The organism is Streptomyces sp. WM6378 (assembly GCF_001279695.1).
Taxonomy (GTDB): Bacteria; Actinomycetota; Actinomycetes; order Streptomycetales; family Streptomycetaceae; genus Streptomyces.
In genome coordinates, this window is sequence record NZ_LGDD01000350.1 from 78,563 (window position 1) to 96,784 (window position 18,222).

The 18,222-nt window shown below is 70.4% G+C and carries 18 protein-coding genes, 1 tRNA gene and 1 pseudogene; 7 read left to right on the plus strand and 13 right to left on the minus strand.

What is annotated here, in order from left to right; genetic code table 11:
- Positions 1-51: 51 nt before the first annotated feature.
- The 3 genes from ADK54_RS40965 to ADK54_RS40975 all read right to left on the minus strand — a co-directional run bounded on the left by ADK54_RS40965 (position 52) and on the right by ADK54_RS40975 (position 2,498).
- Positions 52-777 (minus strand): dienelactone hydrolase family protein, encoded by a 726-nt coding sequence (locus tag ADK54_RS40965; RefSeq protein ID WP_053730952.1) that lies wholly within the window; start codon positions 775-777, stop codon positions 52-54.
- 406 nt (positions 778-1,183) lie between these two features.
- On the minus strand, positions 1,184-1,852 hold the full coding sequence (locus ADK54_RS40970; RefSeq protein ID WP_053730953.1) for an ATP-dependent Clp protease proteolytic subunit: 669 nt from the start codon (positions 1,850-1,852) through the stop codon (positions 1,184-1,186).
- Positions 1,853-1,904: 52 nt separating this feature from the next.
- The gene (locus ADK54_RS40975) at positions 1,905-2,498 is read right to left on the minus strand and encodes an ATP-dependent Clp protease proteolytic subunit (protein ID WP_053730996.1); all 594 of its coding nucleotides are present in this window, start codon (positions 2,496-2,498) and stop codon (positions 1,905-1,907) included.
- Positions 2,499-3,103: 605 nt separating this feature from the next.
- Between ADK54_RS40975 and ADK54_RS40980 the strand changes: the two genes are divergently transcribed.
- Together ADK54_RS40980 and ADK54_RS48080 are read left to right on the plus strand one after the other, a co-directional pair.
- A complete protein-coding gene (locus ADK54_RS40980; RefSeq protein ID WP_324610228.1) occupies positions 3,104-4,372 on the plus strand; it encodes a cytochrome P450 in 1,269 nt (422 codons plus the stop codon).
- 264 nt (positions 4,373-4,636) lie between these two features.
- Positions 4,637-5,005: pseudogene (locus ADK54_RS48080) on the plus strand (transposase); the annotation flags it as partial.
- Positions 5,006-5,475: 470 nt separating this feature from the next.
- On the opposite strand, the gene ADK54_RS40990 reads toward ADK54_RS48080, so the two are convergent.
- A tRNA-Pro gene (locus tag ADK54_RS40990) sits at positions 5,476-5,549 on the minus strand.
- Positions 5,550-5,642: 93 nt separating this feature from the next.
- On the opposite strand from ADK54_RS40990, the gene ADK54_RS40995 reads away from it, so the two are divergent.
- Positions 5,643-6,128 (plus strand): DUF309 domain-containing protein, encoded by a 486-nt coding sequence (locus tag ADK54_RS40995; RefSeq protein ID WP_053730954.1) that lies wholly within the window; start codon positions 5,643-5,645, stop codon positions 6,126-6,128.
- Here the strand turns inward: ADK54_RS40995 and ADK54_RS41000 are convergent.
- The 6 genes from ADK54_RS41000 to ADK54_RS41025 form a co-directional block, all read right to left on the minus strand.
- Positions 6,118-6,747 (minus strand): LutC/YkgG family protein, encoded by a 630-nt coding sequence (locus ADK54_RS41000; RefSeq protein WP_053730955.1) that lies wholly within the window; start codon positions 6,745-6,747, stop codon positions 6,118-6,120. The two genes, ADK54_RS40995 and ADK54_RS41000, sit on opposite strands and share 11 nt — an antisense overlap.
- A complete protein-coding gene (locus ADK54_RS41005; protein WP_053730956.1) occupies positions 6,744-8,162 on the minus strand; it encodes a LutB/LldF family L-lactate oxidation iron-sulfur protein in 1,419 nt (472 codons plus the stop codon). Before ADK54_RS41005 ends, ADK54_RS41000 begins: the two co-directional genes overlap by 4 nt.
- Positions 8,159-8,914 carry a (Fe-S)-binding protein gene (locus tag ADK54_RS41010; RefSeq protein WP_053730957.1) on the minus strand — a complete coding sequence of 252 codons (756 nt, stop codon included), beginning with the start codon at positions 8,912-8,914 and terminating at the stop codon, positions 8,159-8,161. Before ADK54_RS41010 ends, ADK54_RS41005 begins: the two co-directional genes overlap by 4 nt.
- Before the next feature lie 139 nt (positions 8,915-9,053).
- Positions 9,054-10,283 carry a cytochrome P450 gene (locus ADK54_RS41015; RefSeq protein WP_053730958.1) on the minus strand — a complete coding sequence of 410 codons (1,230 nt, stop codon included), beginning with the start codon at positions 10,281-10,283 and terminating at the stop codon, positions 9,054-9,056.
- A gap of 109 nt (positions 10,284-10,392) precedes the next feature.
- On the minus strand, positions 10,393-11,250 hold the full coding sequence (locus tag ADK54_RS41020) for a class II fructose-bisphosphate aldolase (protein WP_053730959.1): 858 nt from the start codon (positions 11,248-11,250) through the stop codon (positions 10,393-10,395).
- Between the two features lie 69 nt (positions 11,251-11,319).
- Positions 11,320-12,204: an SIS domain-containing protein gene (locus ADK54_RS41025; RefSeq protein ID WP_053730960.1), complete on the minus strand. Its 885-nt coding sequence runs from the start codon at positions 12,202-12,204 to the stop codon at positions 11,320-11,322.
- 157 nt (positions 12,205-12,361) lie between these two features.
- On the opposite strand from ADK54_RS41025, the gene ADK54_RS41030 reads away from it, so the two are divergent.
- Positions 12,362-13,141: a DeoR/GlpR family DNA-binding transcription regulator gene (locus ADK54_RS41030; protein WP_053730961.1), complete on the plus strand. Its 780-nt coding sequence runs from the start codon at positions 12,362-12,364 to the stop codon at positions 13,139-13,141.
- Positions 13,142-13,210: 69 nt separating this feature from the next.
- On the opposite strand, the gene ADK54_RS41035 is transcribed toward ADK54_RS41030, so the two are convergent.
- Positions 13,211-13,810: a TetR/AcrR family transcriptional regulator gene (locus tag ADK54_RS41035; RefSeq protein WP_053730962.1), complete on the minus strand. Its 600-nt coding sequence runs from the start codon at positions 13,808-13,810 to the stop codon at positions 13,211-13,213.
- Between the two features lie 171 nt (positions 13,811-13,981).
- Between ADK54_RS41035 and ADK54_RS41040 the strand changes: the two genes are divergently transcribed.
- Together ADK54_RS41040 and ADK54_RS41045 are read left to right on the plus strand one after the other, a co-directional pair.
- Complete coding sequence (locus ADK54_RS41040; protein WP_063802164.1) at positions 13,982-14,872, plus strand: phosphatase PAP2 family protein; 891 nt, start codon at positions 13,982-13,984, stop codon at positions 14,870-14,872.
- The gene (locus ADK54_RS41045; RefSeq protein WP_053730963.1) at positions 14,869-15,783 is read left to right on the plus strand and encodes a DMT family transporter; all 915 of its coding nucleotides are present in this window, start codon (positions 14,869-14,871) and stop codon (positions 15,781-15,783) included. The genes ADK54_RS41040 and ADK54_RS41045 overlap by 4 nt, the downstream gene beginning before the upstream one ends.
- An 11-nt stretch (positions 15,784-15,794) precedes the next feature.
- On the opposite strand, the gene ADK54_RS41050 is transcribed toward ADK54_RS41045, so the two are convergent.
- A complete protein-coding gene (locus ADK54_RS41050) occupies positions 15,795-16,904 on the minus strand; it encodes an FAD-dependent monooxygenase (RefSeq protein ID WP_053730964.1) in 1,110 nt (369 codons plus the stop codon).
- A 226-nt stretch (positions 16,905-17,130) separates the two neighbouring features.
- Here ADK54_RS41050 and ADK54_RS41055 point away from each other — a divergent pair, with 226 nt between their 5' ends.
- Positions 17,131-18,078: a TetR/AcrR family transcriptional regulator C-terminal domain-containing protein gene (locus ADK54_RS41055; protein ID WP_053730965.1), complete on the plus strand. Its 948-nt coding sequence runs from the start codon at positions 17,131-17,133 to the stop codon at positions 18,076-18,078.
- Here the strand turns inward: ADK54_RS41055 and ADK54_RS48665 are convergent.
- Positions 18,041-18,175, minus strand: a complete 135-nt coding sequence (locus ADK54_RS48665; protein ID WP_324610229.1) for a hypothetical protein — start codon at positions 18,173-18,175, stop codon at positions 18,041-18,043. The genes ADK54_RS41055 and ADK54_RS48665 overlap by 38 nt on opposite strands.
- Positions 18,176-18,222: the final 47 nt, after the last annotated feature.

Here is an 18,222-nt window from a genome sequence, read left to right on the forward strand (position 1 = left end):
GGGACAAGACGCCTGCTGGTTCGCGGCCCGCAACCGGCACTGCTGGAAGGATCACTCCGTTACGGGCAGACACTCGTCGAGCAGACCGACGACGTCACTCCAGGCACGTCGTGCGTGTCGAGGGTGGTGACCCACTCCGGGGCGCACGGGCTGGTTCACCGGGGGGTGGTGGAAGGCGTGCAAGGCGCCGCCGTAGACCACGAGACGCCAGTCGACACCCGCGGCCAGTATTTCGGCGGCGAAGGCGTCCCGTTGCGCGGGCGGCATGATCGGGTCTTCCGATCCGACCCCTGCCCACACAGGACAGCGGATGCGCGCCGCCTCACCCGGCCGGCCCGTGGTCAGGGCGTTGACTGTCCCGATCGCACGCAGGTCGACACCGTCGCGCCCGAGTTCCAGCCCGATGGCGCCCCCGGTGCCGTAGCCGATGACGGCGATCCGGTCGGGATCGGTCCGCGGTTCGGCACGCAACACGTCGAGCGCCGCGTGACCGATCCCCCGCATCCGGTCGGGATCTGCGAGCAGGGGAGTTACTCGGGCCATCATCTCTTCGGGGTCGGTGAACCACCGTCCGCCATGGATGTCGAAGGCGAACGCCACGTACCCCATCTCGGCCAGGGCGTCGGCCCTGCTGCGCTGGAAGTCGTTCAGCCCGGTCCCCTCGGGCCCGACCAGAACTGCGGGCCGGCGGTCGGCGCCGGCCGGGAGCGCCAGGTGCCCGACCATCGTCAGACCGTCGGCCGGGTAGGCGACCGAGCGTGTGGTAACCGTGATCATGGGAACGGACTGTAGCGACCGCCGGGCCAGGACGATCGAACCGACAGAGCCGACCGGACAACGCTGGTGCCTCTCTGAAGTGCGACGATGGCCGACAGGTCGCCGATCTTGGTCCCGGCATGTCACCAGCATGGAGTACAGGCCGCTGTTGACCTCGGCAACGGTCGATGTCACGACTTGCCGCGCCCTGCGCCGACAGCCCCGACGACTGCAGGACATGGGAGGGGTCCGTCCAGCACGACGGCCGTCGTCGGCAAGATCGTGACGATCACCGACGACGGCCGTCCAGAGACCGGGCCCGGCATGTGCCGCTTCCCTCGTATACGTGGAAGCTGATCACCTCGACGTCAGTACTCTCCTGGGCCTGCCTTCGCAGTCGAACCTCAGGCCCCTGCATCCTGCTGCATCAACGCACACCCGCGATGGTGCGAGGAGCGACCACCTGGTCGACGAGTCCGAACTTCAGTGCCTGATCGGCGGTGAGGACTTGGGCTCGGTCGACGTCCTTGTTGATCTGTGCGACGTCCCGGCCGGTGTGCTTGGCGAGAAGCCCTTCAATCAACTCCCGCTGACGCTGGACCTCACGGCCCTGGATCTCCAGGTCGGACACTTGGCCCTGGGTGCCGTCGCTGTGCGGCTGCTGGAGGAGGATCCGAGCGCTCGGCAGAGCCAGACGCTTCCCGGGGGTACCCGCCGCCAGGATCACGGCGGCCACCGAACTGGCCTGCCCGAGACAGACCGTCTGGATATCGGGCCGCACAAATTGCATGGTGTCGTAGACAGCGGTGAGCGGAGTGAGGTCACCGCCGGGCGAATTGATGTAGAGAGAAATGTCCCGGTCAGGGTCCTGTGACTCAAGGCACAAGAGCTGGGCCATGATGTCGTTCGCCACGACGTCATCGACCGGGGTGCCGAGGAAGATTACGCGCTCCTCGAAGAGTTTCGCGTAGGGATCGTACTCCCTGGTGCCCTGCGACGTACGTTCCACGAAACGCGGTACGACATAACGGCTTTCCGGGCGCAAGTGACCGGACCCGAACGGGGGCGAGGCTGATGTGGGCGTAGAAGTGCTCACTGGGCGTGGTCCTCCCGAGGTGGATGGATGTGCTGGTCCGCGGGGCAGAGGACTAGCCGACAGCGCCAAGACCCGGATGATCCACGGTCATCACCTCGTCGATCAGGCCGTATTCCTTGGCCTCCTGGGCAGTGAACCAGCGATCCCGGTCAGAGTCACGGGTGATCGTCTCGGTGTCCTGGCCGGAGTGGCGCCCGATGAGCTCAGCCATTTCCCGCTTGGTGCGGACCAGCTGGTCCACGTAGATCTTGATGTCCGAGGCCGAGCCGGCGAAACCGGCCGAGGGCTGGTGCATGAGGATCTTGGTGTGCGGCAATGCGAACCGCTTCCCCTTGGTACCGGCGGTGAGAAGGAACTGGCCCATGGAGGCACAGAATCCCATGGCAATGGTCACGACGTCATTCTTGATGTATTGCATGGTGTCGTAGACCGCCATGCCGGCGGTAACCGAGCCGCCCGGCGAGTGGATGTACAAGTAAATGTCACGGGTCGGATCCGCGGCGAGCATCAGCATCTGCGCGGTAATGCGGTTAGCGATGTCATCGTCGACTTCCTTGCCGAGGAAAATGATGCGGTCCTCGAGAAGACGGTTGTAAACCGCATCCACGCTGACCCCATCACCGGCACCGCCGCGGGCGTAAGGCATCATCTGGCCTGCTTCGAGAGGCAACTGCCGAGAGCTCATGCGATTCCACTCCTCTGTCGTTGCGTGTCCGCTAAAGGGCCTGGACTGAGTCCGTTCAGCTGCCATCTGACCCTCGCGCTTAACGAAGCTAACACGCACTCCGCCCCCATCCAGGGGGAGTTGAGAAGCCGTTCGCTCAGAGCGGAGGGTGTGACCGAGCTCCAATTGGCTTGAAACCAGGCAGAGTTCAGCCCCGCGGGTGGGGTTGACAGTGGCGGAACCGAGACGACGTCTGCAAAAAATGGTGCATAAGGAAATAATCGGCGCTTGAATCAGGCCAGGAGCAAAGCGGTTGCCCTGTCCCCTGTGGACAGCGCAGCCGATGCGGCGGAACCCCACGTCGAAGCACAGGGACGGAGTTGACTTGTCCGCACAGGCGCGTTGCCGACGCACTCGCGTATGTGGCTCTGGTAAGCGAATTCTGTTGATGTTTTTTGTCGGTTTGGTGAACGCGGGGCCAGTGGAAAGTAGTTGTGCGGGTGGGGGTGCGGGATTACAGTGAGCGGCCGTGCTCGGAGTGGTCGGCGGGGGCCGATAACCCGGGCCTGAGGGAAGGGAATTCCGTCGTGACCGAGACCGAGAAAGCCGCCGCCGATCCCGCGATACCCAACAGAACAGACCGGCCCGACAGCCTCGGCGGAATCGAGGTGCTCGCCTCGCTCAGCCCCGACTTCGACGCCGACCCGTACACGGCCTACCGCCGGCTGCGCGAGCGCGGTCCGGTGCACCAGGTAGTGGGGCCCGACAGGGGCGTGGTGTGGCTCGTGGTCGGGTACGAGGCCGCGCGTGAGGCCTTCAGCTCCCCGCTGCTCAGCCGGGACTGGCAGCGCGAGTATCGGCAGCCCGGCTGGAGCCCGCCGTACGCCCTGAACATGCTCGGCAACGCCAACATGCTGATGAGCGACCCGCCCCACCACACCCGGCTGCGGAAGCTGGTGGCGCAGGAGTTCACGGCCCGGCGGGTCGAGAGGATGCGGGGGCGCGTCCAGGAGATCACCGACGAGCTGCTGGACCGCATGACGGCGGACGGAGCGCGCCGCGCCGACCTCATCGAGGCGTTCGCCTCCCCGCTCCCCATGATCGTCATCTCCGAACTGCTCGGCGTCCCCGGCCTGGACCGCGCCTCCTTCCACGCCTGGTCCAACGAGACCCTCGCGCCCACCAGCCCCGAGGCGGAGAAGGAGGCGTACGAGCAGGTCATGCCGTATCTCACAGGGCTCATCGCCGCCAAGCGCGAGAGCCCCGGGGAGGACCTGCTCAGCGCCCTCGTCCACACGGTCGACGAGGGCGGCGACCGGCTCACCGAGGACGAGCTGGTCTCGTTGGCCTTCCTGCTGCTCGTCGCCGGGCACGAGACGACGGTCAACACGATCGGCAACGCGGTGCGCGCGCTCCTCGCGCACCCCGAGCAGCTGGCAGCCGTACGGGCCGATCCGGCGGGGCTGGCGGCGGGGCTGGTGGAGGAGACGCTGCGCTACGACGGGCCGGTGGAGACCACCACGCCGCGCATCGCCCTGGAGGAGACCGAGATCGGCGGCGTACGGGTGCCGCGCGGTGCCATCGTGCTGATCACCATGGCCGGCGCGGACCATGACCCGGCGCGCTTCCCCGATCCGGAACGCTTCGACGTACGGCGGCGCGAGGCCCGGAGCCATCTCTCCTTCGGACACGGGATCCACTTCTGCCTGGGCGCCCCCCTCGCCCGCCTCGAGGGCGAGGTGGCGCTGCGCGCGCTGCTGGAGCGCTGCCCGGATCTGACGGCGGACGGGGAGCCGGGGGAATGGCTCCCGGGGATGCTGATCCGGGGGAGGCGGAGCCTGCCGGTGCGGTGGTGATACGTCCGCCGCGGACCGGCTGACGGGCGGGTGAGCGGTCGCGGCACGCCGTTCGTGCAGGTCAGCGCGGACTGTCAGCTCCAGCGGGTGTGGCAGCTGATCCCGACGCCCGCCGAGGGGCCCGAGGTGGTGTGTGCGGGGGCGGAGCCCGCCGCGCTGTTCCGTTCCGCGGACGGGGGCGAGACCTTCGAGCTCGTACGCGGCCTGTGGGACCACCCGCACCGCCCCCGGTGGGTGCCGGGCGGCGATGGGCTCGGACTGCACACCATCCTGCCCGCCCGAAGCCGGTGCATCGACGCGGGCAAGAGGATCACGGTCCGCAAGCGCAGCATCGTCATTGACACCCTCGGCCTGCTGCTGGCAGTGCTGGTCACCGCTGCCAGCGCGCAGGACTCCACCGCCGGCCGCACCCTCCTGGAGCAAACCGCCGCCGACCACCCCACCCTGCGCAAAGCCTGGGTCGACGGCGGCTACCGCAAGCACTTCGTCGACCACGCCGCCACCCTCGGCATCGACCTCGAAATCGTCCAACGCACCCCTGGGGCCAGAGGGTTCACACCGATCCCGAAACGGTGGGCGGTGGAGCGGACCTACGGCTGGCTGATGCTCCACCACCGCCCGGTCCGCGACTACACCAGTACAGCAAAGCCGCATCCCGGGATGAAACAGCAGGACGAAACGACCTCTTGCACCTCCGGAGCCCACCGCGCGGTAGGGGCAACCGGACATGCCCGGGCGGCGGCGGCCTTCTTCTCGTTGCTGGCGTCAAGGCTTGCGGGGCGCTCCACGGCGTGCACTTCAGTGAAACAGGTCGACCAATCCAACAGAAACCGACGACATCTCGAAGAAACTGCAGGTCAGACGCATTTCACGGTCGGTTCAAGAATCGCCGCACACTCAACGTGCGAAGTCATGGGAAACGCATGGGCGACTCCACGAACCGCCCACTCTGCGCCTTACCGTCCACCCCGTGGCGCACCTTGACCGGGTCAGAGGGCGCCACAACCCCCGCCAGCCGCCCTGGTCCCAAGCGATCCCCGAAAATGATCAAGGGGCTGTTTCAGATTGCTCTGAAACAGCCCCTGATCTACGACTCCGTCGAGTCGGGACGACAGGATTTGAACCTGCGACCCCTTGACCCCCAGTCAAGTGCGCTACCAAGCTGCGCCACGTCCCGGTGCCCGTCTGACCTGGGGTTTCCCCCGGCCGTTCGTGCATGAGAACCATACCGCACTCTGGGACCGCAGCAGGAACGGGGGACAATCGGCACATGGACAGTTCCGCAGACCGCGATCGTGATGCCGAGGGGCGGGCGCGCAACGCACGGCCCAGGGACGGGCTCGGCCGGCCGCTGCCCCATGACGCCGAGGGGGTGGCCCGCCAGCCGGAGGGCGTGACCAGGTCCCCCGAGGAGACCGTGCGGGAGGCGCAGCGGTTGCTCGACGCGGGGCTGCCGTTCCACGCGCACGAGGTGTTCGAGGACGCGTGGAAGTCGGGCCCGGCCCAGGAGGAGGCGCTGTGGCGGGGGTTGGCACAGCTCGCGGTGGGTCTGACGCATGCCGCGCGCGGCAATGCGAAGGGCGGGGCTTCGCTCCTCGATCGCGGCACGGGCTCGCTCGCCGAGTACGCGGCGCGCGACGGCGTACCGACGTACGGGATCGATCTGGCCGGGCTCGCCGTGTGGGCGCGGGAGTTGGCGGGCCGGCTGCCGGGCCCGGTCGACGCGGCGGCCGAGGCGCCCCGGATCACCCGCTGAGCAGGATCACTTCGAGGGTGCGGGGGCCGTGCACGCCCTCCACCCGGTCGAGTTCGATGTCGCTGGTCGCGGACGGGCCCGAGATCCAGGTTAGCGGGCGGCGCGGGTCGAGCCGGGACATGGCCTGCGGGACGGAGGCGACGACCTGGTCCGGGACCCGTACGACGCAGATGTGGTGGTCGGGCACGAGGGTGATCCGGCGGCGGCCCTGGCCCGGTCCCGCGTCCAGGACGATGGTGCCGGTCTCGGCGATGGCCAGGGCGCAGCCGGTGACCACGCTGTCGACGTGGTCGAGTTCGGCTGCCGTGGACCGCGGGGTGTCGCCGACGCGTACGGACGTGACACCCGACAGCCACTGCGGCGGGAGCCCGTCCGGCACCAGCACGCTCCGGGCCTCTCGTGCGGCCAGCAATTCGGCGATGAGGGGCGCCACCCCGGCCGTGACCGTGCGGTGCACGACGGCTCGGTAGTCGGCGAGGTTCTCGTGCAGCAGGTCGAGTACGGCCACGGGGTCGTCCGGGGTGTGGCTCGTCAGGTAGTCGCGGGTGGCGGCGGGGGTCGCCGGGGCGTTCTCGACGGCGGCGCGGACGCGGGCCAGGATGCGGTCGCGTGAGCTCATGCGCGGTTCTTCTTCCACCAGTCACGGAAGGGTTCTTCGGGGAGTTCCGGCATGTCGCGGCTGTCGGTCCAGGCCTTCGCGCCCGGCGGTCGCTTCGGGTGCAGCGCGCGGGTCCTCGCCGCCGCCCGCTCCCCCGCCGCCATGACGGCGGGGCGGTCCATGGCCCAACTGGCCGCCTTCATCGCCGCCTTCTCCAGGCGGTGCCCCCGGCCGCCCCGGCCTGCGACCCTCTCCCGGAGGTGGACCAGGACTTCCGGGATGTCGATGGCGACCGGGCAGACCTCGTAGCAGGCGCCGCACAGCGAGGAGGCGTACGGCAGCGAGGCGTCGATCTCGCTTGTCGTGCCCCGGAGTTGAGGGGTGAGGATGGCTCCGATGGGGCCCGGGTAGACCGATCCGTAGGCGTGGCCGCCGGCCCGTTCGTACACCGGGCACACATTCAGGCAGGCCGAGCAGCGAATGCAGCGCAGGGCCTGGCGGCCGGTGTCGTCGGCCAGCGCGTCGGTGCGGCCGTTGTCGAGCAGGACGAGGTGGAAGGTCTGGGGGCCGTCGCCGTCGGCGGTGCCGGTCCACATGCTGGTGTACGGGTTCATCCGCTCGGCCGTCGAGGAGCGCGGCAGGGTCTGGAGGAACACCTCAAGGTCCTGCCAGGTGGGGACCACCTTCTCGATGCCGACGACCGAGATCAGCGTTTCGGGGAGGGTCAGGCACATGCGGCCGTTGCCCTCGGACTCGAAGACGACCAGGGTGCCCGTGTCGGCGACCATGAAGTTGGCGCCCGAGACGCCCACCTTGGCACGCAGGAACTTCTCGCGCAGGTGCAGCCGGGCGGCCTCGGCGAGATCGGCGGGCGTGTCGGCGAGCCCGTCGGGGGCGGGCCTGCCCCAACTGCCCATCTTTTCAAGGAAGATGTCGCGGATCTCGCCCCGGTTGCGATGGATGGCCGGGACGAGGATGTGCGAGGGCCGGTCGTCGCCGAGCTGGACGATGAGCTCGGCGAGGTCGGTCTCGTAGGCATGGATGCCTTCGGCGGCGAGCGCCTCGTTGAGGCCGATCTCCTGGGTGGCCATGGATTTCACCTTGACCACCTCCGTTTCCCCAGTGGCTTTGATCAGCTCGGCGACGATGCGGTTGGCGTCCTCCGCGTCGGCGGCCCAGTGGACGGTGCCCCCGGCCGCGGTGACGGACTCCTCCAACTGCACCAGGTAGCGGTCGAGATGGCGCAGGGTGTGGTCCTTGATGCGCTTGCCCGCCTCCCGCAGTTGCTGCCAGTCGGCGAGTTCGGCGACCGCCTTGGCGCGCTTGTCGCGGATGGTGTGGGTGGCGTGGCGCAGATTCCCGCGCAGGGTGGTGTCGCGCAGGGCGTCGCGGGCGGCCCGGGGAAACGCGGGCATGCCGACGAAGGTGCCGCTCATACGTGGGGCTCCGCTTCCGTGCTGAGAAGGATCTCGGCGATGTGCAGCGCCCGCATCGGGGCGTCCTGGCGGTGGAGGATGCCACCGAGGTGCATCAGGCAGGAGTTGTCGGCGCCGCACAGCACCTCGGCTCCGGTGGCGGCCGCGCTGCGTACCTTGTCGGTGCCCATCGCCGCGGAGACGTCCTGGTTCTTGACGGCGAAGGTGCCGCCGAAGCCGCAGCATTCCTCGGCGCCGGGCAGTTCGCGCAGCTCCAGGCCCTTGACCGCCTCAAGCAGTCTGCGCGGCCGGTCGCCGAGGCCGAGCAGGCGCAGGCCGTGGCAGGAGGGGTGGTAGGTGACGGTGTGCGGGAAGTACGCGCCGACGTCGGTCACGCCGAGCACGTCGACGAGGAACTCGGTCAGCTCGTACACGCGCGGTACGAGAGATTCCGCGACCCGGCCGAGCTCTGCACCCCGGCCTTCGACGGCCGCTTTGCGGGCGATGCGGGGATAGTTGTCGCGGACCATCGCCACGCAGGAGCCGGAGGGGGTGACGATGTGGTCGTAGCCCTCGAAGACCCGGCCCATCCGGCGCACCAGGGGCTCGGTCTCGTGCCGGTAGCCGGTGTTGAACTGCGGCTGCCCGCAGCACGTCTGCCCGGCCGGGAAATCCACTTCGACCCCCAGCCGTTCGAGCAGCTTCACCGTCGCGATGCCGGTGGCCGGGTACACCGCGTCATTGACGCAGGTGACGAAGAGTGCGACTCGCATGGTCGGAGGATATGCCGCGCAAGTGGTTCACGGTAGGACCGTGATCAGCGGAGATTACGGCTGAATCGGGGCAGCCGCTGAGGAAGCAGTCCCGCATACATCGGACAACTACCCTGCATACGAAGGCAGTTGACGTCCCTCACCACACCAGGGGAAGTTCCTCCGGCGAGCGGTGGATCATCGTGGGGCGCATGACGACGGGTCTTTCCTCGGCAAGCCGCAACCCCGGCAGCCGCGAGGTCAGCAGTTCCAGGGTGACCCGGAGCTGTTCGCGGGCCAGCGCGGAGCCCGGGCAGCCGTGCACGCCGTACCCGAAGGCGAGGTGGCGCGCGGGTGGGCGGGTGATGTCGAAGACGTCGGGGCGTTCGTGGCGGCTCGGGTCGCGGTTGGCGGATCCGTACGCCACGAACACCACGGCCCCGACGGGGAGTTCGGTGCCGGACAGCACGACCGGGCGGGTGGTGATGCGGCGGAAGCCCTGGATCGGGCTGTCGTAGCGGGCGGCCTCCTCGACGGCGGCCGGGATCAACTCCGGCTTCTGGCACAGGAGTTCCCACTGCGTGGGGTGGTGCATCAGGTGCAGCAGCGTCGAGCCGATCAGGGCGCTCGTGGTGAGGTGCCCGGCGAGCAGGAAGTTCTGCAGGTGGGCGACCATCTCGTGGCGCTCGTCGAGCGTGAGCTCGGTGGCGGGCGAGTCGCCGCCCGGCGCGAGCGCGCTGATCAGCGTGGTGCACAGGTCGTCCTGGGGGTGGGCGTGCCGTTCCCGTACGTAGGTGTCGAGGAGGTGCTGCATCTCGACCACGTCGCGGGCCGCAGCGAGCTGGTCCTCCTCCGGCAGGGGCCGGAAGAGGAGCTGCTCGGCGCGGTAGCCGCCGTGCACGGCGAGCGGCACGTCCGCCTCGTCGAGCCCTATCAGACGCCCGATCACCTGGCCGGGCAGTTTGAGCGCGTACTCCGCCATGAGGTCGGCCGAGCCGTGGCCGGCGAAGGCGTCGATCAGCGCGGTCGCGCGGTCCACCGCGTAGGGCACGACCGCGGCGACGCGGGAGGAGGTGAGGCCGTGCACGATCGGGGCGCGCAGCCGCTGGTGGAGGGCTCCGTCGGAGCTGACCACGACGGGGCGGCCGCCGAATCCCCGGCCCATCTCGGCGAGCACCGTGGGCCCCGGCAGGACGTCGGGGCGCAGGGCGTTGGCGGAGGAGAACGCCTCGGGGCGGCGCAGGACTTCGCGTACGTCCGCGTCCCGGGCCACCAGCCAGGCGTCGAGCTCCGGCACGAAGGTCAGGCCCTCGGCGTGCCGGGCCCGCGCATAGTGCGGATAGGGGTCGCGCTGCAGCGCGTCGAGCCGAGCGTGCTCATGCCTGTCCACAGGCCCATCGTCTACGACGTCCGGCCACATCGGAAGAGCGCCGTACGGGCAGAACGCGGCGCTTTCGCCGCCGGGGCCCCGCTGGGGCCCGGCGGCGGGCGCGTGCGCCTCAGGCGATCCGGTCGAGCACCCCGATGAGGCGGGTGACGGTCGCGGCCATCGCCTGGCGGCCGACCGTCAGGTAGGTGCGGGCGTCCACCGCTTCGGGGTGGGCGGCGAGGTAGGAGCGGATGGCGTCGGTCATGGCGATGTTCAGCGCGGTGCCGATGTTGACCTTGGCGATGCCGCCGGCCACGGCGGCCGACAGCGCGTCGTCCGGTACGCCGGAGGAGCCGTGCAGGACGAGCGGGACCCGCAGCGCGTCGTCGAGCCTGGCGAGGAGGGCGTGGTCCAGTTCGGCGGTGCGCGAGGTCATGGCGTGGGTGCTGCCGATGGCCACGGCGAGCGCGTCGACGCCCGACTCGGCGACGAACTGCCGCGCCTCGTCGGGGTCGGTGCGCGCGCCGGGCGCGTGCGCGTCAAGGGGCGCCTTGCCGTCCTTGCCGCCGACCTCCCCCAACTCGGCCTCGATCCACAGCCCTTGGGTGTGCGCCCAATCAGCGGCCGCCCTGGTGGCGGCCAGGTTGTCCTCGTACGGCAGGTGGGCCGCGTCGTACATGGCGGAGCTGAAGCCGGCGTCGGCGGCCTGGCGCAGGAGTTCGTCCTGCTTGACGTGGTCGAGGTGGAGCGCGACCGGTACGGAGGCGGCTTCGGCGGCCGCGGCGGCGGCGCGGGCGAGCGGCAGGACCCGGCCGTAGCGGAACTTGACCACGTTCTCGCTGACTTGGAGGACGACCGGCGACTTGGCCGCCTCGGCGCCCGCGATGACCGCCTCGGCATGTTCCAGCGTGATGATGTTGAAGGCCGCGACGGCGCGGCGTTTGGCGGCGGCCTCGGCGACGAGTGTGCCGGTCCGGGCGAGTGGCATCAGTGCTTCCCCTTCACCTGTGTCACGCAGTTGGGTGTCGCAGCGTTCGGTCTCACGTCTCGCGCCCGCTCACGCGCCGTCGAGGATGACCGAGCGGGTGAGGTGGCGCGGCCGGTCCGGGTCGAGTCCGCGGGCGGCCGCGACGGCGACGGCGAGGCGCTGGGCGCGGACGAGTTCGGCGAGCGGGTCGAGGCGGCCCTCGATCCACAGCGCACCGGTCGCGGCCACCTGCTCGGCCAGTCCTTCGGGGGCTTCGCCGAACATCCAGGTGGCGGTCGTGGTGGTGGAGATGCTGATGGGGCCGTGGCGGTACTCCATCGCCGGGTAGGCCTCGGTCCAGGACAGCGACGCCTCGCGCATCTTGAGGGCGGCTTCCTGGGCGAGGCCGTTGGTCCAGCCACGGCCGAGGAAGCTGAACTGGGTTGATTCCACGAGGCCTTCGGGCAGCGGCTCGGCGAGCGCGGTGCGGGCGTCGGCGACGGCCTGCTCGGTGTGCAGCCCGAGGTGGGCGCGGAGCAGCGTGAACGCTGTGGTGGCGAAGCGGGTCTGGACGACCGACTCCTCGTCCGCGAAGTCGAGCACCACGATGTCGTCGGCGGCCCGCATCACCGGCGTGGCGGGGTCGGCCGTGACGGCGGTGGTACGGGTCCGGCCGCGCACCTGCGCGAGGAGGTCGAGCACCTCCGTGGTGGTACCGGAGCGGGTCAGCGCGACGACCCGGTCATAGGCGCGCGAGGCGGGGAATTCGGAGGCGGCGAAGGCGTCGGTCTCGCCGAGGCCCGCGCTCTCGCGGAGCGCGGCGACGGCCTGCGCCATGAAGAAGGAGGTGCCGCAACCGACGACGGCGACGCGCTCGCCGGGGGCCGGCAGGGCGTCCTTGTGCTGGAGGGCCAGTTCGGCCGCCCGCTTCCAGCATTCGGGCTGACTGCTCAGTTCGTTCGCGACATGGCTCATGCCGGGCTCCCACCCTCTGAAATCTGACACTCTCTGGATCTGACGCGCCACATGCTTGTTTCTGCAAAATATAGCTCGATTTCGAGCACGATCAAGCATCGGGCCGTGCGCTAAGGTCATTACGTACGGTTACCGGTACGAAGAATGGAGGGCGCGGATGTCTCGCGATGCCCGCTGGCAGGCGCTCCTCGAACTGCTCGTGGAACAGGGCCGCCTGGACGTCGACGAGGCGGCGACCGCCCTCGGGGTCTCGGCCGCGACGATCCGCCGCGACTTCGACCAGCTCGCCGAGCAGCAGATGCTGGTGCGCACCCGGGGCGGCGCGCTCGTCCACGGCGTCTCCTACGAGCTGCCCCTGCGTTACAAGACGGCGCGCCAGGCCTCGGAGAAGCAGCGCATCGCGAAGGCGGTGGCGGATCTGGTCTCCCCGGGCGAGGCGGTCGGCCTGACCGGCGGCACCACGACGACGGAGGTCGCCCGCGCGCTGGCCGTGCGGCCCGAACTGGCCACCGGATCACCGGCGTTGACGATTGTCACGAACGCGCTCAACATCGCCAACGAGCTGGCGGTGCGGCCTCAGTTCAAGATCGTGGTGACCGGCGGGGTGGCCCGTCCGCAGTCGTACGAGCTCACGGGGCCCCTCGCGGGCGGGGTGCTGAACCAGATCACGATGGATGTGGCGGTGCTCGGCGTCGGCGCCTTCGACGTGGCGCACGGGGCCTCGGCGCACGACGAGGACGAGGCCGGCATCAACCGGCTGCTGTGCGAGCGGGCTCAGCGGGTCGTCGTGGCCGCGGACTCGACGAAGCTGGGCAAGCGGACGTTCGCCCGGATCTGCGCGACGTCCCAGGTGGGCACGCTGGTGACGGACACGGCGGTCTCGGAGGAGATGGTGGCCGAGTTCACCGAGGCCGGGGTGACGGTGCTCGCGGTCTGAGCGGGGAGGGGCGGCAGCCCCTCCCGGAGCACCTCCAACTGGCGTGCGAAAGCGCCGAGTTGGGCCCGGTCAGCCGATCCGCAGCGCCGGGAGGATGACCGACTCAAGGAGTCCCGGCAGCGTGTCCTCGCCGCGGAAGCGGTCCTCGAAGAGGCGCTCGACGCGCAGCATGCCCATGATCATGGGGGCGACGTACCCGATCGCCGGGTTGTCCGCCGCCACCTCCCCGCGCTCGACGCCGCGCCGGAGCATCGCGTCGAGGGCGGCGATCTCGGGGTTCAGGACGGTCTCGCGCAGGGCTTCGCGCAGGTCCGGGTGCTTGATGTAGGCCTGGCCGACGGCTTCCATGAGCGCGGTGTCTGGGCCTTCGCGCCGGCCGACCGCCCGGGCCGCCTCGCGCAGGTCCCCGGCGAGGGTGCCGGTGTCGATGCCGGTGAAGAACGAGCAGCGGTTCCTGCCCAGCGCGGCGGTGACGAGCAGCGACTTGCTCTTCCACTGCCGGTACAGGGTGGCCTTGCCGCACTTGGTGCGCGCGGCCACGCCCTCCATCGTGACGGAGTCGTAGCCGCCCTCTCTGAGCAGGTCGAGCACCGCGTCGTACAGCTCCAGCTCGCGCTCGGGGCTGATCTTGCTGCGGCGGGCAGCGGCCGTGGCGGCCTGCGTCGACATCGTTCCCTCCGGAGAAAAACAAGGGGTGCTCCTGCACGTACGAGAGTAGGCTCCGCTCAATCGAGACGCAAACGTATCGAGACGTTTGCGTCTCGATGAGTTTCGATCTAGCCTTCCTACGTTTGCTTGTGTTTTTTCCACGTATCGATCCAGGTTCAAAGGGGCCGGAGAATGTTTGCCGGTATAACCACGGGGACGCGTCGCCAGACCCGTCCCGCCGGACCGGAGACGACCGCTTCCCGGCCGCCCCTGGTACGCGAGCTGCTGCTCGTGACCGCGCTCTTCCTCGTGTACAAGTTCGGCCGCCAGCTGGCCAACGGACACGAGGCGAGTGCCTTCGACAACGCCGACCGCGTCTGGAGCTGGGAGCGCGCGCTGCACCTGCCCGGCGAGGGCTCCGTGCAGCATCTGCTGCTGCACGGCGACACCCTCGTCAAGGCCGCGAACACCTTCTACGCGACGGTGCACTTCCCGGCCACGGTGGCCTTCCTGGTCTACCTGTACCTGCGCCGCCCGGGCCACTACCTGTGGTCGCGCCGGGTGCTCGCGGGGCTCACGGCCGCCGCCCTGGTCCTGCACATCACGGTCCCGCTCGCCCCGCCGCGCATGCTCACCACGGCCGGACTCGTCGACACCGCACAGGTCTACGGGCCCTCCGTGTACGCCGCGACGCCGGACAACGACGCCATGGCGAACCAGTTCGCGGCGATGCCCTCGCTGCACTTCGGCTGGGCGCTGATGGTCGCGATCGGGCTGATCATGGCGACCCGGAGCCGCTGGCGCTGGCTGTGGCTGCTGCACCCGGCGCTCACCCTGTTCGTGGTCGTCGGCACCGCGAACCACTACTGGCTGGACGCGATCGTGGCCACCGTGCTGCTGGGGGCGGTGCTGTACTTCGTGCCGTCGCCGAAGCGGCCCGCAAGGTTGCCTGCGGCATCCAAGGCGGGCCGGCAGGCGCCCGCCTCGGAGCAGGCATCCGGGGCTCCGCAGACCCCCGCCCCTCAGCCCGCTCTCGCGTCCCAGCAGGCACCCTCGCCCCAGCTCTCCGAGGCCGCGCTATGAACGAATCCGCGCTGCTCGCCATCCTGCTCTCGCTCGCCTCGGCCGCCGGCTACGCGCTGGCCGCCGTCGGCCAGTCCCGGCTCGCCGCTCAAGGCGGCGGCGGCCTCGGGCAGTTGCTCACCCGGCCCCTGTGGTGGTGGGCGGTCGGCCTCAATGTGGCCGGCGCCCTCATGCACGTGGCCGCGCTCCACTACGGCCCGCTCACCCTGGTCCAGCCGCTCGGCGCACTCACCCTGGTCGCCGCGCTGCCGCTCTCCGCGTACTACGAGCGGCGGCGCGTCACCCGGCGCGAATGGCGCGGCGCGGCGTGGACGCTGGCCGGGCTCACCGGCCTGATCGCGGTCACCGGTCCCGCGAGCCCCGGCGACGCGCTCAGCCTGCGCGAGGCGCTCGCCATCGCCGCGGCCACCGCGCTGCTGCTCGCCTTCCTCGTCCGGGCCGGGGCGCACTCCGCACGCGGCGGCGGCCTCGGCCATGCCACCGCGTCCGGCGCCGCTTCGGGCGTGGCGTCCGCGCTGACCCAGACCGTCACCGCGTCGCTGGCCCGCGAACTGCCCGGGGGCCCGCTGAACTGGTGGCAGACCGCCCTGATCGCGGTGCTCGTCGCGACGTTCGCGGTCGGCGGGCTGCTGCTCTCGCAGGCCGCCTACCGCGGTGGCCTCGCCGCCCCGCTGGCCGTCGTGAACCTCGCCAACCCGGCGGCGGCCGCGGTGATCGGGGTCGCGCTGCTCGGCGAGAGCTTCCACGGCGGACCGCTCGGCTGGCTGGTCGCCGCCGCGTCAGCGGGCGTCGCGGCCCGCGGCGTGCTCATGCTGACCGGCGCGACGCCCGCGGAGCTCCCCGCGCCTGTGCCCGCGCCCCTGCCCACCGACCTGTCGGCCCCCGAGCCGGCCGTCCGCATCACCGCCTGAGGGCACCCGCCTCAGACGTCCAGCGTGATCGCGTCCTTGGCGCGCGCCACGGATTCCTCGGCGGCCGGACCACCCGGGTTCTCGGTCGCCAGCGCCTGATTGAGCTCCACGAAGGGGCGCAGGCGCGCCTCGTACTCCGCGAAGGCCGCACGGTGCTCCCCGCCCGTGCGGCCGAGCGCGTCCGCGAGGACGTACGCGCCGACCAGCGCGAGGCCGGTGCCCTGGCCGGAGAGCGGCGAGGCGCAGTACCCGGCGTCGCCGAGCAGCACGGCCCGCCCGCGCGACCAGTGGTCGAGCCGGATCTGGGCCATGGCGTCGGAGTAGAAGTCGGGCGCCTCCCACAGCGCCTTCAGGAGCCGTGGCGTCTCCCAGCGCAGCGCGCCCATCCGCTCGGCGACCTCCCGCTTCAGCGCTTCGGAGTCCCGGTTCGCGGGGTCGAAGGGGCCGGACGCGAAGCCGAAGGTGATCCTCAACTCGCTGTTGTCGCGCACCGGGTAGATCCCGTACCCGGCGTCTCCGTCGCGCTGCCAGAGCTGCCAGTTGTCCAGGCCGAGGAAGTTCTCCGCGCTGAAGATCGCGAGATGCGTGCCGAGGTGGTGCAGGAAGTCCGCCTCGGGCCCGAAGACGAGCCCGCGCACGGTCGAGTGCAGCCCGTCGGCCCCGACCACGAGGTCGAACGTACGGGATGTGCCGTGCTCGAAGTCGACGCGGACGCCGTCCTCGTCCTGGTCCAGCGCGGTGATGCGGTCCCCATGGATGAACTCGGCCTGCCCATGGGCGAGTTGCTCCAGCATGCCGATGAGGTCCTCGCGCAGCAGCTCGACGTCCCCGCTGTCGAGGCGGCCGCTGCTGAACGTGGCCTCGGTGGACCGGTGGAGCTCGTTGCCGTCGGCGTCGAGCACGGACATGCCCCGCATGCGGGTGGCCGCCGCGCGCACCGGGCCGAGCAGTCCCATCCGCTCCACGACATCCAGCGCCACTCCTCGGATGTCGACCGCCTGGCCGCCCGGCCGAAGCCCCGGGGCACGCTCGACGACGGTCGGCGCGAAGCCGCCCCGACGCAGCCAGTACGCCAGCGCGCAGCCGGCGACTCCGGCGCCGGAGATGAGGACGGTCTTCATGGCGAACTCCTTGATGAGCGAGATGAGTAAGATGAGCGACGCAAATACGGTGTACGCGAACTGAATGTACGACGTACTCGCACCTCCACCAACCGCCTTTCCCCTCAACTGAGCTAGGACAGAAAGCAGTCCGGCCCGGCGTTTCGCTGCTAGCCTCTGCACTAGTACAGGCAGCGCGGCCGTCCAAAAGAATTCCGCGGCCGCCGACGGGAAGGACGTACGGGGCATGGCCGTGCAGAGCGAACCGCCCTACCTGCGGATCGTCGCCGAGATCCGGCGGCGCATCACGAGCGGCGAGCTCGCGCCGGGCGACCGGGTGCCCTCGACCCGGGGCATCGTCAAGGAGTGGGGAGTCGCGCTCGCCACGGCCACCAAGGTGCTCACCACCCTGCGCCTCGAAGGGTTCGTGGAGACGCTCCCCCGGGTCGGCACCGTGGTCAGGGACCGCGCCCCGGTGCCGCCGGCGAAGGTACGCACGAGGCCCGAGCAGGATCTGACGCGCCATCGGATCGTGCGGGCCGCCATGGACATCGCGGACAGCGAGGGCCTGGCTGCGCTGTCGATGCGCGGGGTGGCGGCCCGGCTCGGGGTCGCCGCGATGTCGCCGTACCGGTATGTCGGCAGCAAGGACGACCTGGTGCTCCTGATGGCCGACGCTGCGTTCGGCGAGGCCCGCTATCCGGCCGTGCCGCCGCACGGCTGGCGGGCGCGCCTCGAACTCGGCGGCCGGACGCTCTGGTCGCTGTTCCGCGCGCACCCATGGCTGGCTCAACTCACCCCGCTCACCCGGCCGTTGCTGCTTCCCAACCTCATGACGCACGCCGAGTGGGCGCTGGCCGCGCTCGACGGGCACGGGCTCGACCCGGTCGCCATGATGGACGTGCACGTGCTCCTGTACGGCTATGTGCAGGGGCTCGCGGTCGGCCTTGAGCAGGAGGCGCAGGCCGCGGCCGCCACCGGGGTGAGCGAGGACGGGTGGATGGAGCAGCAGGCCGCGGCGCTCAACTCCCTTGTGGCGTCCGGGAGATACCCGGTCTTCAACCGGGTCACGGCGGCGCTTGCGGACGGGTACGAGGTGCGGTTCGACGAGCTCTTCGAGTTCGGGCTCGGCCCGCTGCTCGACGGTTTCGCGACCGTCATCGAGGGCGGGCGGCCTGGACCGGCGCCGGGGTGAGCCCCTTGGACAGCGGGACCAGCCAGTCGCCGCTGACCCGGGCCTTCTGGGCGAAGCCGCCGTCGTGCCGCTCGCCGACGCCGTAGCCGTTGAGCACCACCTTGTCGCCGGGCGCGAACGAGGCGTGCCTGGACGACTCTTGCC

What these genes read in the sequence shown, in the direction of transcription:
- ADK54_RS41020 (WP_053730959.1), bottom strand. Translation starts at nt 11,250, where the DNA reads ATGCCACTCGCCCGGACCGGCACACTCGTCGCCGAGGCCGCCGCCAAA.
- ADK54_RS40965 (WP_053730952.1), bottom strand. Translation starts at nt 777, where the DNA reads ATGATCACGGTTACCACACGCTCGGTCGCCTACCCGGCCGACGGTCTG.
- ADK54_RS41035 (WP_053730962.1), bottom strand. Translation starts at nt 13,810, where the DNA reads ATGTCGACGCAGGCCGCCACGGCCGCTGCCCGCCGCAGCAAGATCAGC.
- ADK54_RS40975 (WP_053730996.1), bottom strand. Translation starts at nt 2,498, where the DNA reads ATGCCTTACGCCCGCGGCGGTGCCGGTGATGGGGTCAGCGTGGATGCG.
- ADK54_RS41045 (WP_053730963.1), top strand. Translation starts at nt 14,869, where the DNA reads ATGAACGAATCCGCGCTGCTCGCCATCCTGCTCTCGCTCGCCTCGGCC.
- ADK54_RS41000 (WP_053730955.1), bottom strand. Translation starts at nt 6,747, where the DNA reads ATGAGCTCACGCGACCGCATCCTGGCCCGCGTCCGCGCCGCCGTCGAG.
- ADK54_RS41055 (WP_053730965.1), top strand. Translation starts at nt 17,131, where the DNA reads ATGGCCGTGCAGAGCGAACCGCCCTACCTGCGGATCGTCGCCGAGATC.
- ADK54_RS41010 (WP_053730957.1), bottom strand. Translation starts at nt 8,914, where the DNA reads ATGCGAGTCGCACTCTTCGTCACCTGCGTCAATGACGCGGTGTACCCG.
- ADK54_RS41025 (WP_053730960.1), bottom strand. Translation starts at nt 12,204, where the DNA reads ATGAGCCATGTCGCGAACGAACTGAGCAGTCAGCCCGAATGCTGGAAG.
- ADK54_RS41040 (WP_063802164.1), top strand. Translation starts at nt 13,982, where the DNA reads ATGTTTGCCGGTATAACCACGGGGACGCGTCGCCAGACCCGTCCCGCC.
- ADK54_RS40995 (WP_053730954.1), top strand. Translation starts at nt 5,643, where the DNA reads ATGGACAGTTCCGCAGACCGCGATCGTGATGCCGAGGGGCGGGCGCGC.
- ADK54_RS41050 (WP_053730964.1), bottom strand. Translation starts at nt 16,904, where the DNA reads ATGAAGACCGTCCTCATCTCCGGCGCCGGAGTCGCCGGCTGCGCGCTG.
- ADK54_RS41005 (WP_053730956.1), bottom strand. Translation starts at nt 8,162, where the DNA reads ATGAGCGGCACCTTCGTCGGCATGCCCGCGTTTCCCCGGGCCGCCCGC.
- ADK54_RS41030 (WP_053730961.1), top strand. Translation starts at nt 12,362, where the DNA reads ATGTCTCGCGATGCCCGCTGGCAGGCGCTCCTCGAACTGCTCGTGGAA.